The organism is Jiangella anatolica, from assembly GCF_003236295.1.
Taxonomy (GTDB): Bacteria; Actinomycetota; Actinomycetes; order Jiangellales; family Jiangellaceae; genus Jiangella; species Jiangella anatolica.
Map to the genome: position 1 here is coordinate 1 of NZ_POTW01000041.1, position 17,589 is coordinate 17,589.

The 17,589-nt window shown below is 71.4% G+C and carries 17 protein-coding genes; 7 read left to right on the forward strand and 10 right to left on the reverse strand.

The annotated features are described in order from the left end of the window. Window positions 1-106: 106 nt before the first annotated feature. Window positions 107-1,399 (reverse strand): NYN domain-containing protein, encoded by a 1,293-nt coding sequence (locus C1I92_RS17240; protein WP_199521313.1) that lies wholly within the window; start codon window positions 1,397-1,399, stop codon window positions 107-109. Next, complete coding sequence (locus C1I92_RS17245; protein WP_111255890.1) at window positions 1,396-1,632, reverse strand: hypothetical protein; 237 nt, start codon at window positions 1,630-1,632, stop codon at window positions 1,396-1,398. Before C1I92_RS17245 ends, C1I92_RS17240 begins: the two co-directional genes overlap by 4 nt. Window positions 1,633-1,769: 137 nt before the next feature. Here C1I92_RS17245 and C1I92_RS17250 point away from each other — a divergent pair, with 137 nt between their 5' ends. Both C1I92_RS17250 and C1I92_RS17255 read left to right on the forward strand, forming a co-directional pair. Beyond that, a complete protein-coding gene (locus C1I92_RS17250; protein WP_111255891.1) occupies window positions 1,770-3,512 on the forward strand; it encodes a DEDD exonuclease domain-containing protein in 1,743 nt (580 codons plus the stop codon). A 47-nt stretch (window positions 3,513-3,559) separates the two neighbouring features. Beyond that, window positions 3,560-3,841 (forward strand): Lrp/AsnC family transcriptional regulator, encoded by a 282-nt coding sequence (locus C1I92_RS17255; RefSeq protein WP_111255892.1) that lies wholly within the window; start codon window positions 3,560-3,562, stop codon window positions 3,839-3,841. A 5-nt stretch (window positions 3,842-3,846) separates the two neighbouring features. On the opposite strand, the gene trpD is transcribed toward C1I92_RS17255, so the two are convergent. Then, complete coding sequence (gene trpD / locus C1I92_RS17260; protein WP_111255893.1) at window positions 3,847-4,884, reverse strand: anthranilate phosphoribosyltransferase; 1,038 nt, start codon at window positions 4,882-4,884, stop codon at window positions 3,847-3,849. Then, the gene (locus tag C1I92_RS17265) at window positions 4,881-5,300 is read right to left on the reverse strand and encodes a response regulator (protein WP_111255894.1); all 420 of its coding nucleotides are present in this window, start codon (window positions 5,298-5,300) and stop codon (window positions 4,881-4,883) included. Before C1I92_RS17265 ends, trpD begins: the two co-directional genes overlap by 4 nt. 208 nt (window positions 5,301-5,508) lie before the next feature. On the opposite strand from C1I92_RS17265, the gene ctaE reads away from it, so the two are divergent. The 4 genes from ctaE to qcrB are packed head-to-tail and all read left to right on the forward strand — an operon-like array spanning window position 5,509 to window position 9,741. Continuing rightward, window positions 5,509-6,156: an aa3-type cytochrome oxidase subunit III gene (gene ctaE, locus C1I92_RS17270; RefSeq protein WP_111255895.1), complete on the forward strand. Its 648-nt coding sequence runs from the start codon at window positions 5,509-5,511 to the stop codon at window positions 6,154-6,156. 11 nt (window positions 6,157-6,167) lie between these two features. Next, a complete protein-coding gene (gene qcrC, locus C1I92_RS17275) occupies window positions 6,168-7,019 on the forward strand; it encodes a cytochrome bc1 complex diheme cytochrome c subunit (protein ID WP_233507052.1) in 852 nt (283 codons plus the stop codon). Next, window positions 7,016-8,101 carry a cytochrome bc1 complex Rieske iron-sulfur subunit gene (gene qcrA / locus C1I92_RS17280; protein ID WP_111255896.1) on the forward strand — a complete coding sequence of 362 codons (1,086 nt, stop codon included), beginning with the start codon at window positions 7,016-7,018 and terminating at the stop codon, window positions 8,099-8,101. Before qcrC ends, qcrA begins: the two co-directional genes overlap by 4 nt. Continuing rightward, window positions 8,098-9,741, forward strand: a complete 1,644-nt coding sequence (qcrB, locus tag C1I92_RS17285; protein WP_111255897.1) for a cytochrome bc1 complex cytochrome b subunit — start codon at window positions 8,098-8,100, stop codon at window positions 9,739-9,741. The genes qcrA and qcrB overlap by 4 nt, the downstream gene beginning before the upstream one ends. Window positions 9,742-9,814: 73 nt before the next feature. Here the strand turns inward: qcrB and C1I92_RS17290 are convergent, their stop codons facing one another. Then, the gene (locus C1I92_RS17290; protein WP_111255898.1) at window positions 9,815-11,485 is read right to left on the reverse strand and encodes a DUF8769 domain-containing protein; all 1,671 of its coding nucleotides are present in this window, start codon (window positions 11,483-11,485) and stop codon (window positions 9,815-9,817) included. A 122-nt stretch (window positions 11,486-11,607) separates the two neighbouring features. Next, the gene (locus C1I92_RS17295) at window positions 11,608-12,828 is read right to left on the reverse strand and encodes a DUF4192 domain-containing protein (protein ID WP_111255899.1); all 1,221 of its coding nucleotides are present in this window, start codon (window positions 12,826-12,828) and stop codon (window positions 11,608-11,610) included. A gap of 131 nt (window positions 12,829-12,959) precedes the next feature. Between C1I92_RS17295 and C1I92_RS17300 the strand changes: the two genes are divergently transcribed. Continuing rightward, window positions 12,960-14,006, forward strand: coding sequence for a DMT family transporter (locus C1I92_RS17300; RefSeq protein WP_199521314.1), 1,047 nt, complete (start codon window positions 12,960-12,962; stop codon window positions 14,004-14,006). Between the two features lie 123 nt (window positions 14,007-14,129). Here C1I92_RS17300 and C1I92_RS17305 read toward each other — a convergent pair whose 3' ends face one another. The 4 genes from C1I92_RS17305 to ctaC form a co-directional block, all read right to left on the reverse strand. Next, window positions 14,130-14,336, reverse strand: a complete 207-nt coding sequence (locus C1I92_RS17305) for a hypothetical protein (protein ID WP_111255901.1) — start codon at window positions 14,334-14,336, stop codon at window positions 14,130-14,132. Window positions 14,337-14,499: 163 nt separating this feature from the next. Next, window positions 14,500-14,892 (reverse strand): cytochrome c oxidase subunit 4, encoded by a 393-nt coding sequence (locus C1I92_RS17310; RefSeq protein ID WP_111255902.1) that lies wholly within the window; start codon window positions 14,890-14,892, stop codon window positions 14,500-14,502. Further along, complete coding sequence (ctaD, locus tag C1I92_RS17315; protein WP_233507053.1) at window positions 14,889-16,610, reverse strand: aa3-type cytochrome oxidase subunit I; 1,722 nt, start codon at window positions 16,608-16,610, stop codon at window positions 14,889-14,891. The genes C1I92_RS17310 and ctaD overlap by 4 nt, the downstream gene beginning before the upstream one ends. After that, window positions 16,607-17,461: an aa3-type cytochrome oxidase subunit II gene (gene ctaC, locus C1I92_RS17320; RefSeq protein ID WP_111255903.1), complete on the reverse strand. Its 855-nt coding sequence runs from the start codon at window positions 17,459-17,461 to the stop codon at window positions 16,607-16,609. The genes ctaD and ctaC overlap by 4 nt, the downstream gene beginning before the upstream one ends. Between the last annotated feature and the right edge of the window lie 128 nt (window positions 17,462-17,589).

Below are 17,589 nucleotides of genomic sequence, written 5' to 3' on the forward strand. Positions count from 1 at the left end.
ACCACAATCCCCCAGCACCCCACCGCGCTTGGACTTGAGGCGCGTCACCGCGCCCCCGACAATCGAAACAGCAGGGGCCGCCCACCACTGTCGCCAAGCGGCGAACTCACCGACTGAGCAACCCCACCAACGCCACGGCTTCAACACTGCGAACCCCCGGCCGCCGCACCCCGTCAGCCACCTCGCGGTCGGACGACACCACGACAACGGGCCGGCCCTGGGGCTCGGCCCGGACCAACCGCCGGATCAGCTCGTCCGCCGTCTGTCCCGTCGGGCTGAACCGCACCCGGATGCCCGTCCCCGGCACGGGCGGCGGGACCGTCACATCCGCACCGTCGAAGACGAGCGTCACCTCGGCGCCCGTCCGGGCGGCCACCGCCGCCAGGCCTTGCGCGAGCCGCGACCGTTGCGCGTCCAGCGGCATGGCCGGCCACGCAGTCTTCGTGACGTTGTAGCCGTCGACGATCAGGTGCACCCGGGGCAGCGACAGCAGCTCGTCCAGATAGCCGGGTTCGTCAGCGGCCCTGGCCCGGCCGACGGCGCCGCCGTCGAGGGGTCCGCCCGGTACCGCGGCCTCGACGGTGTCCGCCGGCGCAAGGGTGGACGCCGGCAGCGCGAGCTCGCGCCGGAGCCCGGCAGCCGCGTCGCCCAGGGTGTCGAGCAGCAGCGCCAGCCGCGCGGTGCCGAGCCCGCGCTCGGCCCGGCCGGTACGCCGGGCCGCCTCCAGGGCCGCCTCGGCGTCGGCCAGGCGGGCCCGCAGGCGGCGCGCCTCGGTCTCGGCGCTGCGCAGCGCCGCCCGCGTCTCCGCCAGCTCGCGGCCGGCCTGCTCCTGCTCGTCGTGCTCCTGCTGCCGCGCCTCGCTCAGCCGCTCCCGCGTTTCCTGCACCCGCCGCCGCAGCGTGGTGTTCTCGTTCTTGAGCCGGTCGATCTCCGCGCGCATCGTCGTGCGCATCTCGCGGGTGGTGGCGCGCGCCGCGTCGAGCTGCTCGCGCAGCCGCTCGGCCGCCGCCGCCTCGCGCGTCAGCCGGGCAGCGTCGTCGCCCTCGCGGACGGTCGCGGCGGCGGTCTCGACCATCGCCTCCCAGCCGTCCGGCCTCAGGAGATAGGCGAGGACGGCGACGTCGACGGGGTCGGCGGCGGGCGGCGCCGTGCCGGCCTCCAGTGCCTGCGCGAGCGCCGGATCGGCAGCAGAAGCCGCGTCGAGCACGCGCCGACGAAAGCCCGGCTCGGTGTCCAGGGCCGCCGCGATCGCGGCGCCGCCGAGCCGGGCCCGCTTGGCCGCCGCGAACTTCGCGACCGGCCGCAGCACACCGGGCACGTCCGCCGCGGGCAGGGCGCCGAGCACGTCAGACCCGAGCGCGACCAGCCGCGCCCGTACCGCGTCGGGCAGTGTGCTCACGCGGAGTCTGGCCGCGCGACCAGCTCCACCGTTCCCTCGCCGCCGCACCACCGGCAGACCACGCGCTCGACGGACTCGGCCAGGACGTCGGTCTCCTCGACCTTCGGCTCGCCGGCGAGGTCGACGTGGACGTACTCGCGCACGCGGCTGGACCGCACGACGTCGAACCGGGTCAGGTTGCCGCACTGCGCGCAGCGCCACCGAGTGGTCTCGGTCGGCTGGGGAACGGGCATGGGCTGCTCCTCGACGTCGGTTCTCCGGACGTGTTCCCGCCCAGCGTAGGCCGTACCCCGGCGGGTCGCGCCCGGAGATTGTCAGTGCCGCTGCCTACTGTGCGATCAGGTGGCCGACGAACCGGAAGGGGTGGGCGATGACGGCCGTGGCCATCCAGGGCACGCTCGACGAGATCGGCATGCCGCTGGTCTCCACCACGTTCGTCGTCGTCGACCTGGAGACGACGGGCGGCGCGCCGGACGGCAACGAGATCACCGAGATCGGCGCGGTGAAGGTCCGCGGCGGCGAGGTCGTCGGCGAGTTCGACACGCTGGTGCGCCCGGCCTCGGCGATCCCGCCGTTCATCGCGGTGCTGACGGGCATCACCGACCACATGGTGGCCAGCGCGCCGCGCATCGGCTCGGTGCTGCCGGCGTTCCTGGAGTTCGCCCGAGGCAGCGTCATCGTCGCCCACAACGCGCCGTTCGACGTCGGGTTCCTGCGGGCCGCGTGCGACCTGACCGGCCGGGCGTGGCCTGCGTTCCAGGTGCTCGACACCGCGCGGCTGGCCCGCCGGGTGCTCTCCCGCGACGAGGCCCGCGACTGCAAGCTGTCCACGCTGGCCCGGCTCTTCCGCGCCTCGACGACGCCCAACCACCGGGCGCTGGCCGACGCCCGGGCGACCGTCGACGTGCTGCACGGGCTGCTGGAGCGGCTCGGCAACGTCGGCGTGCACACCGTCGAGGAGCTGGCGCTCTGGCAGAGCAAGGTCACCGCGGCGCAGCGGCAGAAGCGGCACCTGTCCGAGCAGCTGCCGCACGCCCCCGGCGTCTACCTGTTCACTGCGCCCGACGGCGAGACGCTCTACGTCGGCAAGAGCAAGGACATGCGCACCCGCGTGCGCACCTATTTCACCGCGTCGGAGACCCGGCCGCGGATGACCGAGATGGTCTCCATCGCCACCGGCGTCACCGGCATCCAGTGCGCCACGCCGCTGGAGGCCGAGGTTCGCGAGCTGCGGCTGATCGCCGAGCGCAAGCCTCGGTACAACCGGCGCTCGCGCTTCCCCGAACGCGGCAGCTGGCTCAAGCTCACCGTCGAGGCGTTCCCGCGGCTCTCGCTGGTCCGGCAGGTCCGCGACGACGGCTCGGCCTACCTCGGCCCGTTCGGGTCCCGGCGCATCGCCGAGGCCGCGATGACGGCGATCCACGAGGCGGTCCCGATCCGCCAGTGCACGCAGCGGCTGTCCGCGTCGCCGTCGTCGGCGGCCTGCATCCTGGCCGACATGGGCCGCTGCGGCGCGCCGTGCACGGGCCGGGAGTCGGCGACGGAGTACGCGGTCCACGTCGACCAGGTGCGCGAGGCGTTCACCGGCGATCCGGGCCCGCTGGTGCGCCGGCTGCTGGAGCGCATCACGGTGCTGGCCGGCCAGGAACGCTACGAGGAGGCCGCGGTCCGGCGCGACCGGCTGGCGACGCTGGTCCGGTCGCTGGTGCGCTCGCAGCGGATGGCGTCGCTGGCGTCGGTGCCACAGCTGGTGGCGGCGCGACGCCGTGAGGTGGGTGGGTGGGAGCTGCACGTCGTCCGGTACGGCCGGCTGGCCGGCGCCGAGGTCACCCCGGCCGGCGTCGACCCGCGCCCGGCCGTCGAGGCGCTCGTCGCGACGGCCGAGACGGTGCGCCCGGCTCCGTCGCCGCTGCCCGCGGCGACCGCCGAGGAGACCGAGTGCGTGCTGCGCTGGCTGGAGACGCCAGGCACCCGGCTGGTCCGTGTCGACGGCGTCTGGACGCTGCCGTGGCCCGGCGCGGCCGGCTACTCCGCCGTCGCCGACGCCCGCGACGACGACCAGCGCGCGGCCCGTCCGTTCGCCGACCGCCGTCCCCTGCGGCCGCTGCGCTGAGCCGGGTAATGTCGGCGCCGAACCGGTACACCCCGAGGAGACATCACGTGATCACCGCCATCGTGTTCATCCAGGCCGACGTCGCGCGCATCCCCGAGGTCGCGGCGGAGATCGCCGCCCTCGACGGCGTCAGCGAGGTGTACTCCGTCACCGGCGAGATCGACCTCGTCGCGCTGGTCCGGGTCCGGACCCACGAGGCGATCGCCGAGGTCGTCGCCGACCAGCTGAACAAGGTCGAGGGTGTGCTCAACACCGAGACGCACATCGCGTTCCGGACCTACTCCAAGCACGACCTCGAGGCCGCCTTCGCCCTCGGCGCCGAGGACTGACGCCGTCAGGCCGACGCGGCGGCGATCCAGCGGTCCAGCAGCCGCTCGGCCGCACCGGAGTCGACGGCGGCCGCGGCCTTCTCCAGCCCCGCCGCCAGCCGGTCGGTCAGCGGCGCGTCCAGCCCCTCGAACGCCGCCAGCCCGGCCGCCGCGTTGAGCAGCACCGCGTCGCGCACCGGGCCCTTCTCACCGCCGACGAACCGGCGGGCCACGCCGACGTTGTAGGCGACGTCACCGCCGCGCAGCGCCTCGGCCGGCACCGGCTCGATGCCCAGCGACGCCGGGTCGAACCGCTCCTCGGTCACCTCGCCGTCGCGCACCACCCACACCCGCGACGTCGTCGTGGTGGTGAGCTCGTCGAGGCCGTCGTCGCCGCGGAAGACCAGGGCGGACGTCCCCCGTCCGGCCAGCACGCCGGCGATCAGCGCCGCCACCCGCGCGTCGGCCACCCCGACGGCCTGGGCGCTGGGCCGGGCCGGGTTGGCCATCGGGCCGAGCATGTTGAACGTCGTCTGGATGCCCAGCTCGCTGCGGGCCGTCGACGCGTGCCGCAGCGACGGGTGGAACGCCGGCGCGAAGCAGAACGTGATGCCGGCCTCGACGGCGATCTCCGCGACCCGCGCGGGCGGCAGGTCCAGCCGGATGCCGAGCCCTTCGAGCAGGTCGGCCGAGCCGCACAGCGACGACGCCGCGCGGTTGCCGTGCTTGACGACGCGCGCGCCTGCCCCGGCCGCGGCGATCGCGGCCATGGTGGAGATGTTGACGGTGTGCGCGCGGTCTCCGCCGGTGCCGACGATGTCCAGCGCGGGCCCGGGGTCGGGGAACGGCGTCGCGACCTCGTACATGGCCTGGACCAGGCCCTCGAGCTCGGTGACCGTCTCACCCTTGGCACGCAGCGCGACCGCGAAGCCGGCGATCTGCACCGGCGTCGCCTCGCCGCGCATGATCTCGCCCATCGCCCAGGCGGCCGCCTCGGTGGAGAGGTCCTCGCGGTGGACGAGCGCCGTCAGGACGGCGGGCCAGGTCTGCTGCGTCTCGCTCATGATGTGGCGGGGACGCCGGCGGAGCGGCGCCGCATGAGGTCGGCCACGGCATTCGCGACGGCGATGGGGTCCAGCGGGTGCGACACGACGGACTCCGCGCGCGACCAGGTCGCCAGCCACGCGTCCTGCGGCCGGCCGATCAGCACCAGCACCGGCGGAGCGTTGTAGATCTCCTCCTTGATGGTGCGGGCCAGGCCCATGCCGCCGGCCGGGACCGCCTCGCCGTCGAGGACGGCGACGTCGATGCCGCCGGCGTCGAGCGTCCGGATCGCGACGGCTGGGGTGGCGACCTCGACGAACTCGACCTTCGGCAGGTCCGCCGCCGGGCGCCGGCCGACGGCCAGCCGCACCTGCTCGCGCGTCGTGCGGTCGTCGCTGTAGACGAGGATCGTCATGGTCGGCTCGGTGCTGCTCATCCTGCGGGCCCTCGCTGGAATCAGTCGTGGTGGCTGGCGGTCGGAACGATGGTACCGGTGCGCGCGTTGTCACCGGCGAGGGCGCTGCCGCGTCCGCATAGTGAGGTAAGGCTTGCTTTACCTCTGGCGCTGCGGCGAGTATCCACAGGGACACGCCGGGGCGTCTCACCCCGGGGTCCTGTCGTGCTCGCGAAGAGCGACCGACATAATGACGGGCGTGGCTTCTGCAACCGCCGTCGACGCTGCCCACACGCGGCAACCCGAGCGACCGAATCTCGTCGCCGTCGGGGTGATCGTGTGGCTGTCCAGTGAGCTGATGTTCTTCGCGGCCCTCTTCGCGATCTACTTCACGCTCCGGTCCAACGCCCCCGCCCTCTGGGACCAGCAGTCCGAGCTGCTCAACGTCCCATTCTCGCTGCTGAACACCACCGTTCTGGTGCTGTCGTCCGTCACCTGCCAGTTGGGCGTGCTGCGGGCCGAGCGGGGGCAGGTCGGCCGGCTGGGCAGCCTGCTGCAGGTCGGCAAGTGGGGCATGCGCGAGTGGTTCGTGCTGACGTTCCTCATGGGCGCGTTCTTCATCGGCGGCCAGGTGTTCGAGTACGCCGAGCTGGCGATGCACGAGGGCCTGACGCTGTCCAGCGACCCGTACGGCTCGATCTTCTACCTCGCCACCGGGTTCCACGGCCTGCACGTCACGCTCGGCCTCATCGCGTTCCTGTTCCTCCTGGGCCGCACCTACATGACGCGCCGGTTCACCCACGAGCAGGCGACCAGCACGATCGTCGTGTCCTACTACTGGCACTTCGTCGACGTCGTGTGGATCGCCCTGTTCCTCACCATCTACGTGGTCAAGTGACGAGGAGAGACGTGCCCAGATCGTTGCCCGGCCGATCCCGCGGCTCGTGGATCGGGCGGCTGCTGTCCAGCCGGCGACGGCACCCGCTCGCCGCCATCGCCGTTCTGGTCGCCGTGCTGTTCACCGCCGGCGGCGCGTACGCCGCGCTGGCGCCGTCGACCACGCAGAACGTCCAGGCCGCCTCGTCCACGCAGATCGAAGAGGGCCGGCAGCTGTTCGCGGTCGGCTGCTCGTCCTGCCACGGGCTCAACGGCGAGGGCCAGGTCCAGGAGGACGGCGAGGTCCTCGGCCCGTCGCTGATCGGCGTCGGCGCCGCCTCCGTCGACTTCCAGGTCGGCACCGGCCGGATGCCGCTGGCGGCCCCGTCGGCGCAGGCCGAGCGGAAGCCCCCCTCGTACAACCAGCGTCAGATCGACTCGCTGTCGGCGTTCGTCGCGTCGCTGGCGCCCGGGCCGGCCGAGCCGGACGAGGAGTGGCTGGACACCTCGCAGGGCAACGTCGCGCGCGGTGGCGAGCTGTTCCGCACCAACTGCTCGCAGTGCCACAACACCACCGGCCAGGGCGGCGCGCTGACGATGGGCCAGTTCGCGCCGAACCTCACCGGCGTCGAGCCCAAGCACATCTACGAAGCCATGATCACCGGCCCGCAGGCGATGCCGGTGTTCAACGACAACACGGTCACCCCCGAGGACAAGCGCGACATCATCGCGTTCCTCGAGAGCGTGCAGAACGAGCCCGACCCGGGCGGTCTCGCCATCGGGCGGGCCGGCCCGGTCGCCGAGGGCCTCTGGGCGTGGCTGGTCGGTATCGGCCTGCTGATCGGCATGGCCACCTGGATCGTGACGAGGTCGTCCAAGGCATGAGCACGCACAACGAGAACCCCAGCGGAGACGAGCACGCGATCGTCCCCCACGGTGACCACTCCCTGGCGCCGGCGGACCCGATCGCCGACCCCGGGCTGCACCACGACGAGCCGCGTCTGACCGACGTCGAACCGAAGGCCGAGCGACGCGCCGAGCGCCAGGTGGCCGGCATGTTCGCGCTGGCCTCGCTGCTCACCGTCGCGTTCATCGTCTTCTACGTGGTCGTCGGGATCCATCCCGACGACCCGCACGACGGCGTGGACGTCGGCGACGTGCAGGTGTCGAACCTGACGCTCGGCCTGACCCTCGGCCTGGCGCTGTTCCTCGTCGGCGCCGGCGCCGTCCAGTGGGCCCGGTCGCTGATGACGTCGCCGGAGGTCGTGCACGAGCGCCACGAGCTGCGCAGCGACGACGAGACCCGCGCGGCCACGCTGAACGACTTCGAGACCGGCACCGAGGAGACCGGCTTCGGCCGGCGCAAGCTGATCCGCAACTCGCTGCTCGGCGCGCTGGCGCTGCTGCCGCTGCCCGCGGTGATCCTGCTGCGCGACCTCGGCCCGAACACCGGCGGGACGCCCGCGCAGCGCAAGGAGCACACGATCTGGGCCGAGGGCGTGCGCGTCCTCACCGACGTGACGTTCATGCCCATCCGCGCCGCCGACCTCGAGATCGGCCAGCTGGTCAACGCCATGCCGGCGACGTTCGAGGAGCTGCCCGAGCACGGCCCGGAGCGCATCAACGAGCGCGCCAAGTCGCCGGTCATGCTCGTCCGCATGCTGCCCGAGGACCTCCACATCGCCGAGGGCCGCGAGAACTGGGGCGTCGACGGCATCCTGGCCTACTCCAAGATCTGCACGCACGTCGGCTGCCCGATCAGCCTCTACGAGCAGACCACGCACCACATGCTCTGCCCGTGCCACCAGTCCACGTTCGACCTGTCGGACAACGGCAAGGTGATCTTCGGCCCGGCGGCGCGGAGCCTCCCGCAGCTGCCGATCGCCGTAGACTCGGAGGGCTACCTGGTCGCGCAGAGCGACTTCACCGAGCCCGTCGGGCCGAGCTACTGGGAGCGCACGCGATGAGCAGCATCGTGAACGGTGCCGGCAAGGTCGTCGACTTCGTCGACCAGCGGATCACCGCGTCGAACTGGCTGAAGCGCAACATCCGCAAGGTCTTCCCCGACCACTGGTCGTTCCTGCTCGGGGAGATCGCGCTGTTCAGCTTCATCATGATCCTGCTGTCCGGCGTGTTCCTGACGCTCTGGTTCAAGCCGAGCATGGCGCACATCGCCTACGAGGGCGCCTACCTCCCGATGCGCGATGTCGGCATGTCCGAGGCGTACGCGACGACGCTGGAGCTGTCGTTCGAGGTACGCGGCGGCCTGCTGATGCGTCAGGTCCACCACTGGGGCGCGCTGATCTTCCTGGCCGCGATGTCGGCGCACATGCTGCGGGTGTTCTTCACCGGCGCGTTCCGCAAGCCGCGTGAGATCAACTGGCTCATCGGCGTGACCCTGCTGGTCCTGGGCGTGGCGGCCGGCTTCACCGGCTACTCGCTCCCCGACGACCTGCTGTCGGGCACGGGCCTGCGGATCATCGAGGGCGGCATGCTCGCCATCCCGATCATCGGCACCTACGCATCGTCGTTCCTGTTCGGCGGCGAGTATCCGGGCGACGACATCATCGCGCGGCTCTATCCCATGCACATCCTGCTGATCCCGGGCCTCATCCTGGCGCTGGTCACCGCGCACCTGATGATCCTCTGGTACCAGAAGCACACGCACTGGGGCGGCCCGGGCAAGACCAATCACAACGTCGCCGGGGCGCCGTTCTACCCGATCTACGTCGCCAAGGCCGGCGGTTTCCAGTTCATCGTCATGGGCGTCATCGTCCTGCTGGCCGCGACGATCCAGATCAACCCCGTCTGGCTGTGGGGTCCCTACGATCCATCCGTCGTGTCGGCCGGCACCCAGCCCGACTGGTACGTCGGCTTCCTCGACGGCGCCCTGCGCGTCATGCCTGCGTGGGAGTTCTACGTCTTCGATCACCCGGTCTCGCTGAGCGTGCTGATCCCGGCGATCCTCCTGCCCGGCATCATCCTGACGCCGCTCGCGCTCTACCCGTGGCTGGAGCAGAAGGCGACCGGCGACACCCGGGAGCACCACCTGCTGGACCGGCCGCGGAACGTGCCGGTGCGCACCGGCATCGGTGTCGCGTTCATCGTCTTCTACGTCCTGCTGTGGATCGCCGGCGGCAACGACTTCTTCGCGACGATCCTGGAGATCCCGGTCAACTGGATCACCTGGTTCATCCGCATCGGGATCTTCGTACTACCACCACTGGCGTTCATCGCGACGAAGCGGATCTGCCTGGGTCTGCAGCGGCGCGATCGCGACAAGGTCATGCACGGCCGCGAGACCGGCATCGTCATGGTCAGCCCGGACGGCGAGTTCTCCGAGCTGCACGCCCCGCTGACGCAGTCGCAGGCCTACGAGCTGACCTGGCACGAGCGGCAGCTGCCGTCCGACCCGGGCCCGGCCACCGACGCCAACGGCATCCCGAACCCGAACTACCGCAGCAAGCGGGTCCAGGCACGCCTCTCCCGCTTCTACTTCGGCGACGTCGTGCAGAAGCCGACGGTGGAGGAGCTCGAGGCCGCGCACCACAACGGCCACGGCTCCGACTCCGCCCACCGCGACGAGCTGCCGAGCGGCCAGCAGTAGCCGGAGTCAGCGCTTCACCGGTGCGCCCGGGCTCGTCCACACGGACGGCCCGGGCGCATTGCGTTGCACCCCGTCACACCGGCGGATCCTGGATGATCGCGGGAGCACTCGAGGAGAACGCGGCGGCGTGGTCGGCTCGGGTGCCGACGCTCGTCCGAGCCCGCAGCCACAGGCCCGACCAGCTGAGCTCGATGCCGTGGGTGGACCGGCGCACGCCGGCCGAGGACGGTGGCCGCCACCGTTCGTCGACGCGAGCGAGCTCGAACGTGCCTGCCACGAACGCCTGACCCACCGACGCGAGGTCGAGGTCCACCGGCCGGTCGGCGGCCAGCAGGACGATGTCGACGGCCACACGGTGGCCGTCGCGCCGGAGGCGTCCCCTTGGTTTCGTGTGGCCGAACGCGGCGTCCACCACGCCGATCGTGCACTCCACTCCCCCGGTGACCACGCTGACCGGCGCGTCGAGCCCGAACTCGTCGCCGTCGCCGGCCGTCCGCTCGCCCACCCGCACCACCGCGTCGGCGGCGCCGGCGAAGTCCAGCGAGACCACGAGCGACGTCGCCGCGACCGGCGCACCTCGGGCCAGCATGTCCAGATGCAGATGACGGTCGCCGCCGGGCGAGGCGAACCCGACGACCCACAGCGCGGCCTTGCCGTCCTGCACCGAGGAGAACGAACCCGAGGCGAAGTCGGCGCCATCCTTCAGCACCCTGAGCCGCACGCACCGCGCCGGCCGGCGCCAGGGCCGGTCGCCCGGCGCCACCCACTGGCCCAGCAGGTTGCGGCGCTGCAGCCAGGTGTCGGCCTGGTTGATCGTCCCCAGTGCCAGCACCGGGTCCAGCCACGTCGTTCCGACGATCTCGCCCACGACAGCGGCGCCCCGCTGCTCGACGGCGGCGTGCGCGGTGTCGCCGCGGGCGAACAGCTCGCGACGCAGCGACCCGGCCGGGACGCTGGTGAAGCCGGCCACGTACCGGGCGGGCACGGACGGCTCGAGCACCGCCGGCCAGACCAGCTCGACGTCGGGGCGCGGCTCGAACGAGCCGAACGGCTCGGCGTCGTCCAGCGCGGTGCGCAGGAACGTCAGCAGCCACGGGTTGTCCGCGGTGTCGTCGCCGTAGGTGCGCGACATCGGCCCGGCCAGCTGGCCGGACGGCGCGTGCCAGCGGGCGGCCAGATGCCGCCAGGCGATGTCGCACAGCCGTTCGGCGGTCGCGCGGACCTCGTCGTCGTCGATGTACTGGCCGATCGCGGTGATGGCCTGCGTGGTGATGGTCCAGTAGGTCGGGCTGTTGTACTCCACGAGGCTGCCCGTGGCCTCGAGATTCGCGGCGAAGCGCCGCAGCCGGTCCCGCGCGTACCCGGCGAGGTCCGCGTCACCCAGGAGCCGGCCGGCGGCCAGCGTCACGAACGTGCCCTTGGCCGCGATGTTGGTGTAGTCCATCGAGACGTCGCGCCGGGCGACCGACCGCGCCGCATGCCGCAGGGCGGCGCCCATGGCCTCGGCGACGGCCGGGTCCAGTGCGCTCCGGTGTCGCAGCAGGACCATGGCGAGCGTCCGGCCGTTGAAGTCGGCCTGGTTCCGGTCCGGCGGCCGCATGTCGGCGAGTGGCTCCTCGGCGTAGTAGCTCCACAGCCCGTACGTGTCCGAGCGCGGATCGGTGTCCTGGTCCGCGACGCACCGCAGCAGGACCCTGCCGTGCGCCCGCCCGTGCCGTGCGCCCCGCGCCGTGCGCCCGCCCATGCCGTGCGCCCGCCCGTCTGACCCGCGCCGTGCGCCCGCCCATGCCGTGCGCCTCGCGCCGTGGTTCCGCCCATGCCGTGCGCCCCGCGCCGCGGTTCCGCCCGTGCGCCCCGCGTGTTGATCTAAGGCGTCCCAGCCGCGCTCACCTCCTTCCGTGCCCGGTCTGCCGCCGCGAGGGCCTGGCGGGTCATGGCGGTGATGTGCGCCGGACTCACCTGGCCGTCGAGGCAGGCGCGCAGCAGGAGGCCCAGCGTGTGCCCGGGATCGGTGTCCAGAACCCGGTCCAGCGCGACGTTCGCCAGGGCGCCGTCGCCTTGCTGGTAGGCGATCCACGCCACGAGGCTGCAGATGCCCGCCGACCGCGCGTCAGGCGTACGCCGGGCCGCGGCGGTCAGCAGTTCCAGCCAGGCCACCGGATCAGCACCCTCGAGCGCGATGAACCGGTCGCGCAGCTGCAGGTCCGCCGCACCCAGGCTCACCCGGGCGACCTCGTCGTCGGTCAGCTCCAGCCGGCCGTCGGCGGACCGCGCCAGCAGCAGCCGCACGAGGGTCAGCGTCCGGCCGCGGACCGCATCGCCGCCGTCGGCCAGCATCTCGGCCGCCAGGTCGCGGTCGACCCGTTCGAAGAGGCGGCGCAGCACCGCCGCGTCCTTGCCGACCGGCCCCCGCACGGCGCCCTCGAGCTCGAGCCGCGACGCCAGCGTCCGCCGTCCGTGCAGCGCCGCCCGTGTCGCCACCTCAGCCGCGGCACCGGCGTCGGAACCGGGCACCGGGACGCCGTCAGCGGGACAACAACCCGGGTGGTCGCAGTCGTAGGTCCACCATCGTCCGTGGTCGACGTACGCCGTCCCGGCGACTGCGATGTGGCGGCTGGCCAGCTCCCTGGCGATGTGCTCGATCATCGCCGCATACGGCAACTCGCCCCGGCGACCGCCGGACGCCGCCGGCACGCGTTCCTCACCCGGCGGCCCACCGTCGCCGGCCGGGGTGCCACCCGGGGCAGCCCGCGCTCCACGTGGACCCGGACCCAGGCCTCCCGCGCCCGGTGGCGCTCCTCCCCCGCCCGCTGGCGCGCCGCCGCTGCCGTAACAGACGAGGATGACGCTGTCGGGCTGGCCCTGCTCGACGATCGTCGCCAGCTCCGCCGCGTAGCGCTGCTGGTCCTCCCGGGCGGCGGGCAGATCGAGCCGCAGCAGCGTGCCCGTGCGCTGCCGCTTCCGGTCGACGTGGATGACCACCATGCTGGCGTACGGATGGAAGCCGACGAGGTGCGGGATCGCCGCCAGGAGTTCGCCCGGGCCACCTGCGATCGCCGCGTGGCTGTGGTGTTCGCGTATCTTCATGACGGCGACATTCCCCCGCCCGGCCCTTCGGCTCAACCGCCGATCGCCGAAATGTGGACAACTGCCGCTGCGAGAATTGCTTGTGGACAACCGCGTTCCGATGGGGCGCGCGAGGGTCGAGGAGGGCCGCTGTGTCCCGTCGAGGATGGATGCTCTTCGTCGCGCTGGGGATCATCTGGGGAATCCCCTACATGCTCATCAAGGTCGCCGTCGAAGAGCTGACGCCGGCCTCGATCGTGCTGGGGCGGACGGCGATCGGTGCGGCGCTGCTGCTGCCGCTGGCGGCGCGGAAGGGCTATCTGCGACCGCTGCTGCCGCACTGGCGGCCGCTGCTGGCGTTCACGCTCGTCGAGGTCTGCATCCCGTGGTATCTGCTGGGGTACGCCGAGCAGGAGCTGTCCAGCTCGCTCACCGGCCTGCTCGTCGCCGCGGTCCCGCTGGTCGGCGCGGTGCTGGTGTGGCTGATGGGGACCGAACGGCCGGGCGGGCGGCGGCTTGCCGGCCTGCTGGTCGGGTTCGCCGGCGTCGCGGCGCTGGTCGGCTTCGACGTGGAGGCGAGCAGCCCCACGCCGGTGCTCGCGGTCGCGGGTACGGCGGTCTGCTACGCCGTCGGCCCGATCATCCTGGCGCGGTGGCTGTCGCAGCTGCCGGGACTCGGCGTGATGGCGGCGTCGCTGACGGCGTCGGCGGTCCTGTACCTGCCCCTCGGCCTCGCGCAGTGGCCGGGCGAGGCGCTGTCCGGCGAGGTGTGGCTGAGCGTCACCGGCCTCGGCCTCGTGTGCACGGTGGCGGCGTTCCTGGTGTTCTTCGCGCTTGTCGCCGAGGTCGGGCCGAGCCGGGCGACCGTCATCACCTACGTCAACCCGGCGGTCGCGCTGCTGCTCGGTGTGGCGGTGCTGGACGAGCGGATCACCGTGTTCACCGGGCTCGGATTCGGTCTCATCCTCGTCGGCTCGGTGCTGGCGACCTCGAGGGACAAGGTGCCGGACGCGGTGCCGGCGATCGCGGCGGCCGGACAGGTCGCCGAGCCGGTGGAGGCGACCGATCGGGAGGCGGCCTCGGCGCCGGGACGGACGGTGGGATCGGCGAACGGATCGACGGCGGGCCGGGCGGCGCCGCACCGGGATGCGCTCGACGTCACGTGCGACGACATCGCCCGGCCCGTGCCGGAACCCTGAGCCGCCGCCGACGCCCCAGGTGACGGCGGACCGCCGCGATGACGGTGTGAGATCCCTGTCGCCCCCACGACAGCGCTGCCGCAGCGATCCCACACCGACGCCGGCCGAGTCGCCAGCGGTGGGTCAGCCGCGGTGCTCGCCGGCCGCGGCGAGGCGCGAGTCGTCGTCGCGGGTTCTCATGAGGAGGAGGCGTTCGTCGAGACAGCGGTCGATCGACTCGGTGGTCTGCAGGAGGTCCGCCGGGTCGTCGCAGTTGTCGCGGCGTTCGATCAGGGCACGCAGGGCGTCGTCCACACGGCGGAGCTTCGCCGTCAGAGGCTGGGTCAACATCGCGGCCTCCTCCGAGGGTCAGGCGGCTGACATCAACAGACGTAACCCGTAGCGGGCGCGGCCAAACCTCACAACCGGAGAAACAGCAACGGCTCCGGCGGGACGACGGACCGTCCCACTGGAGCCGGAGCCGGGCCCGAAGCCGGAGCCCGAAGCAAGAGCCTCAGTGGGCGTACTCGCCCCGGTAGTACTCGAACACCCAGCCGATCGCGGCCATGGCAGCCAGCGCGACCCCGATGATGAAGATGAACCAGGCGAACACGAGCCCGATGAACACCACCGCGACAGCGCCCGCGGCGGCCAGCGGCCACCACGAGTGCGGGCTGTAGAAGCCGTACTCGCCGGCCAGCTCCTCGACCTCGCCGTCGCGGTCCTCGGGACGAGGTGCGATGCGCCGCGACAGCAACAGGAAGTAGAACGCCACCATCGCGCCGAGGCCGAACGTCAGCACCAGCGCCGTGGTGCCGGTCGGGTCCTCGGACATGAACCAGTAGACCGGGGTGACCACCGCGAAGAAGACCGTCACGATGGCGAAGATCAGGCCTTCGATCTTCACTTGGTGTCCTCCTCGATGTCAGGCGGGCCGAGTGTCTGAGTGAGCGGCCCGGCATGCGCCGGCTTCTTCTGCGCGAGGCTTGCCACCTCGGGGTACTTGAGGTCGAACGCCGGCCGCTCACTGCGCACCCGCGGCAGCGACGTGAAGTTGTGCCGCGGGGGCGGGCAGGACGTCGCCCACTCCAGCGAGTTGCCGAAGCCCCACGGGTCGTCGACCTCGACCTTGGGGGCCAGTCGCGTCTGCCAGACGTTCCACAGGAACGGCAGCGTGGACGCGGCGAGGACGAACGCGAACACCGACGAGAACTGGTTGAGGAACGTGAACCCGTCGGAGGCGTCGTAGTCGGAGTACCGACGGGGGAAGCCCTCGACGCCCAGCCAGTGCTGCACCATGAACGTGCCGTGGAAGCCGATGAACAGCAGCCAGAAATGCAGCTTGCCGAGGCTCTCGTTCAGCATGCGCCCGGTGAACTTCGGCCACCAGAAGTAGAAGCCGGAGAACATCGCGAACACGACCGTGCCGAACACGACGTAGTGGAAGTGGGCGACGACGAAGTAGGAGTCGGAGACCTGGAAGTCCAGCGGCGGCGAGGCCAGGATGATGCCGGTCAGACCGCCGAACAGGAACGTCACGAGGAAGCCGATCGCGAACAGCATCGGTGTCTCGAACGTGATCGAGCCACGCCACATCGTGCCGATCCAGGCGAAGAACTTCAGACCCGTCGGGATCGCGATCAGCATGGTCATCGCCGCGAAGAACGGTAGGTTGACCGCCCCGGTGACGAACATGTGGTGTGCCCACACCGCGACGGAAAGACCCGCGATGGACAGCGTCGCGAACACCAGCCCCTTGTAGCCGAACAGGGGTTTCCGGCTGAACACCGGTATCACTTCCGTGATGATGCCGAAGAACGGCAACGCGATGATGTACACCTCGGGATGGCCGAAGAACCAGAACAGGTGTTGCCAGAGGACGGCGCCACCCGCGGTTGGATCGTAGATGTGGGTGCCGAGGTTCCGGTCGGCGAACATCGCGAACAGCGCGGCCGCGAGCAGCGGGAACGCGATCAGCACGAGGATGCTGGTGATCAGGATGTTCCAGGTGAAGATCGGCATCCGGAACATCGTGATGCCGGGCGCCCGCATGCAGACGGTCGTCGTGATGAAGTTGACGGCGCCGAAGATGGTGCCGAAACCGCTCATCGCCAGGCCGGCGACCCACAGGTCACCACCGACGTTCGGACTGTAGACGGTGTTGTGCAGCGGCGCGTAGGCGAACCAGCCGAAGTCGGCGGCGCCGCCCGGCGTGATGAAGCCGGCGCAGACGATCAGCCCGCCGAACAGGAACAGGTAGAAGCTGAACATGTTCAGCCGCGGGAACGCGACGTCGGGCGCGCCGATCTGCAACGGCACGATGATGTTGCCGAAGCCGATGAACAGCGGTGTCGCGAACAGCAGCAGCATGATCGTGCCGTGCATGGTGAACAGCTGGTTGTACATCTCGTCGCTGACCACCTGGCGGCCGGGCGAGAACAGCTCGGCCCGGATGAACAGCGCCAGCACGCCGCCGAACAGGAAAAACCCGAACGACGCGATCAGGTACATGTAGCCGATGATCTTGTGATCGGTGGAGGTCATCCACCGGACGACCACGTTGCCCTTGCGCTTCGGCCGGGCGATGGCGCTGGCCGCCGCGGTGCGCTCCAGATATGTCGTCACTCGTGGCCACCCCCCGTGTTCTCCTCGTCGAGCACCTCGTCGTCGTAGGCGCCACGGATCGGCGGCTCGATGATCCCCTCCTGGCCGGCCTCGCGCAGGTCGGCGATGTGGTCCTGGTACTCCTGCTCGGAGACGACCTCGACGTCGAACAGCATGGACTGGTGGTAGGCGCCGCACAGCTCGGCGCAGCGGCCCACGTACGAGCCCTCGCGGTCCGGCGTCACCTGGAACGCGTTCGGGTGGCCCGGGATGACGTCCATCTTCATGTAGAACGCCGGGATCCAGAACGAGTGGATGACGTCGGGCGACTCGAGGTCGAAGCGGACGGTCTGGCCGATCGGCAGGTACAGCGTGGGCCGGTCGTTGATGGTGCCGATGTCGTGCACGTCCTCGTCCATGTAGTTGAACGTCCAGGACCACTGCTGGCCGATGACGTTGACGACGAGGTCGGGCTCGGCCGACGTGTCGGTGATCTGCTCCTGGTGGTCCGCGGTGAACCAGAACAGCGGGACCAGCACGAACAGCGGCGCGACCGTGTACAGGAACTCGATCGGGATGTTGAACCGGGTCTGCTTCGGCAGCTCGTCGTCGCGCCGGCGGTAGGCGATGACCGCCCAGATGATCAGGCCCCAGACCAGGACGCCGACGGCGAACGCGGCGATCCACGAGCCGATCCACAGGTTGCCGATCAGCGACGTCTCCTCCGTGGCCGGCTCGGGGAGCGCCAGCCGCGACCACTCGTCGCGCTGCTGTGCCGAGCAACCACCCAGCACGAACACCGTGCCGAGGAGGAGAACGGCGGCGGTCGTGACCCGGCGTCGCGCCGAGCGGACCCTGCCAGACTGACTCACGTGGCGCCCTTCTCTTTCGACCCGCTCGCCAGGGCGGGCGGATTGGCAACCGGCACCATGGCGAGAGCAAACTTCTCCTGTCGCGCCCAACCCTAGCGGTTGCCCTTCGGCAGGAATCCGGGAGGTAC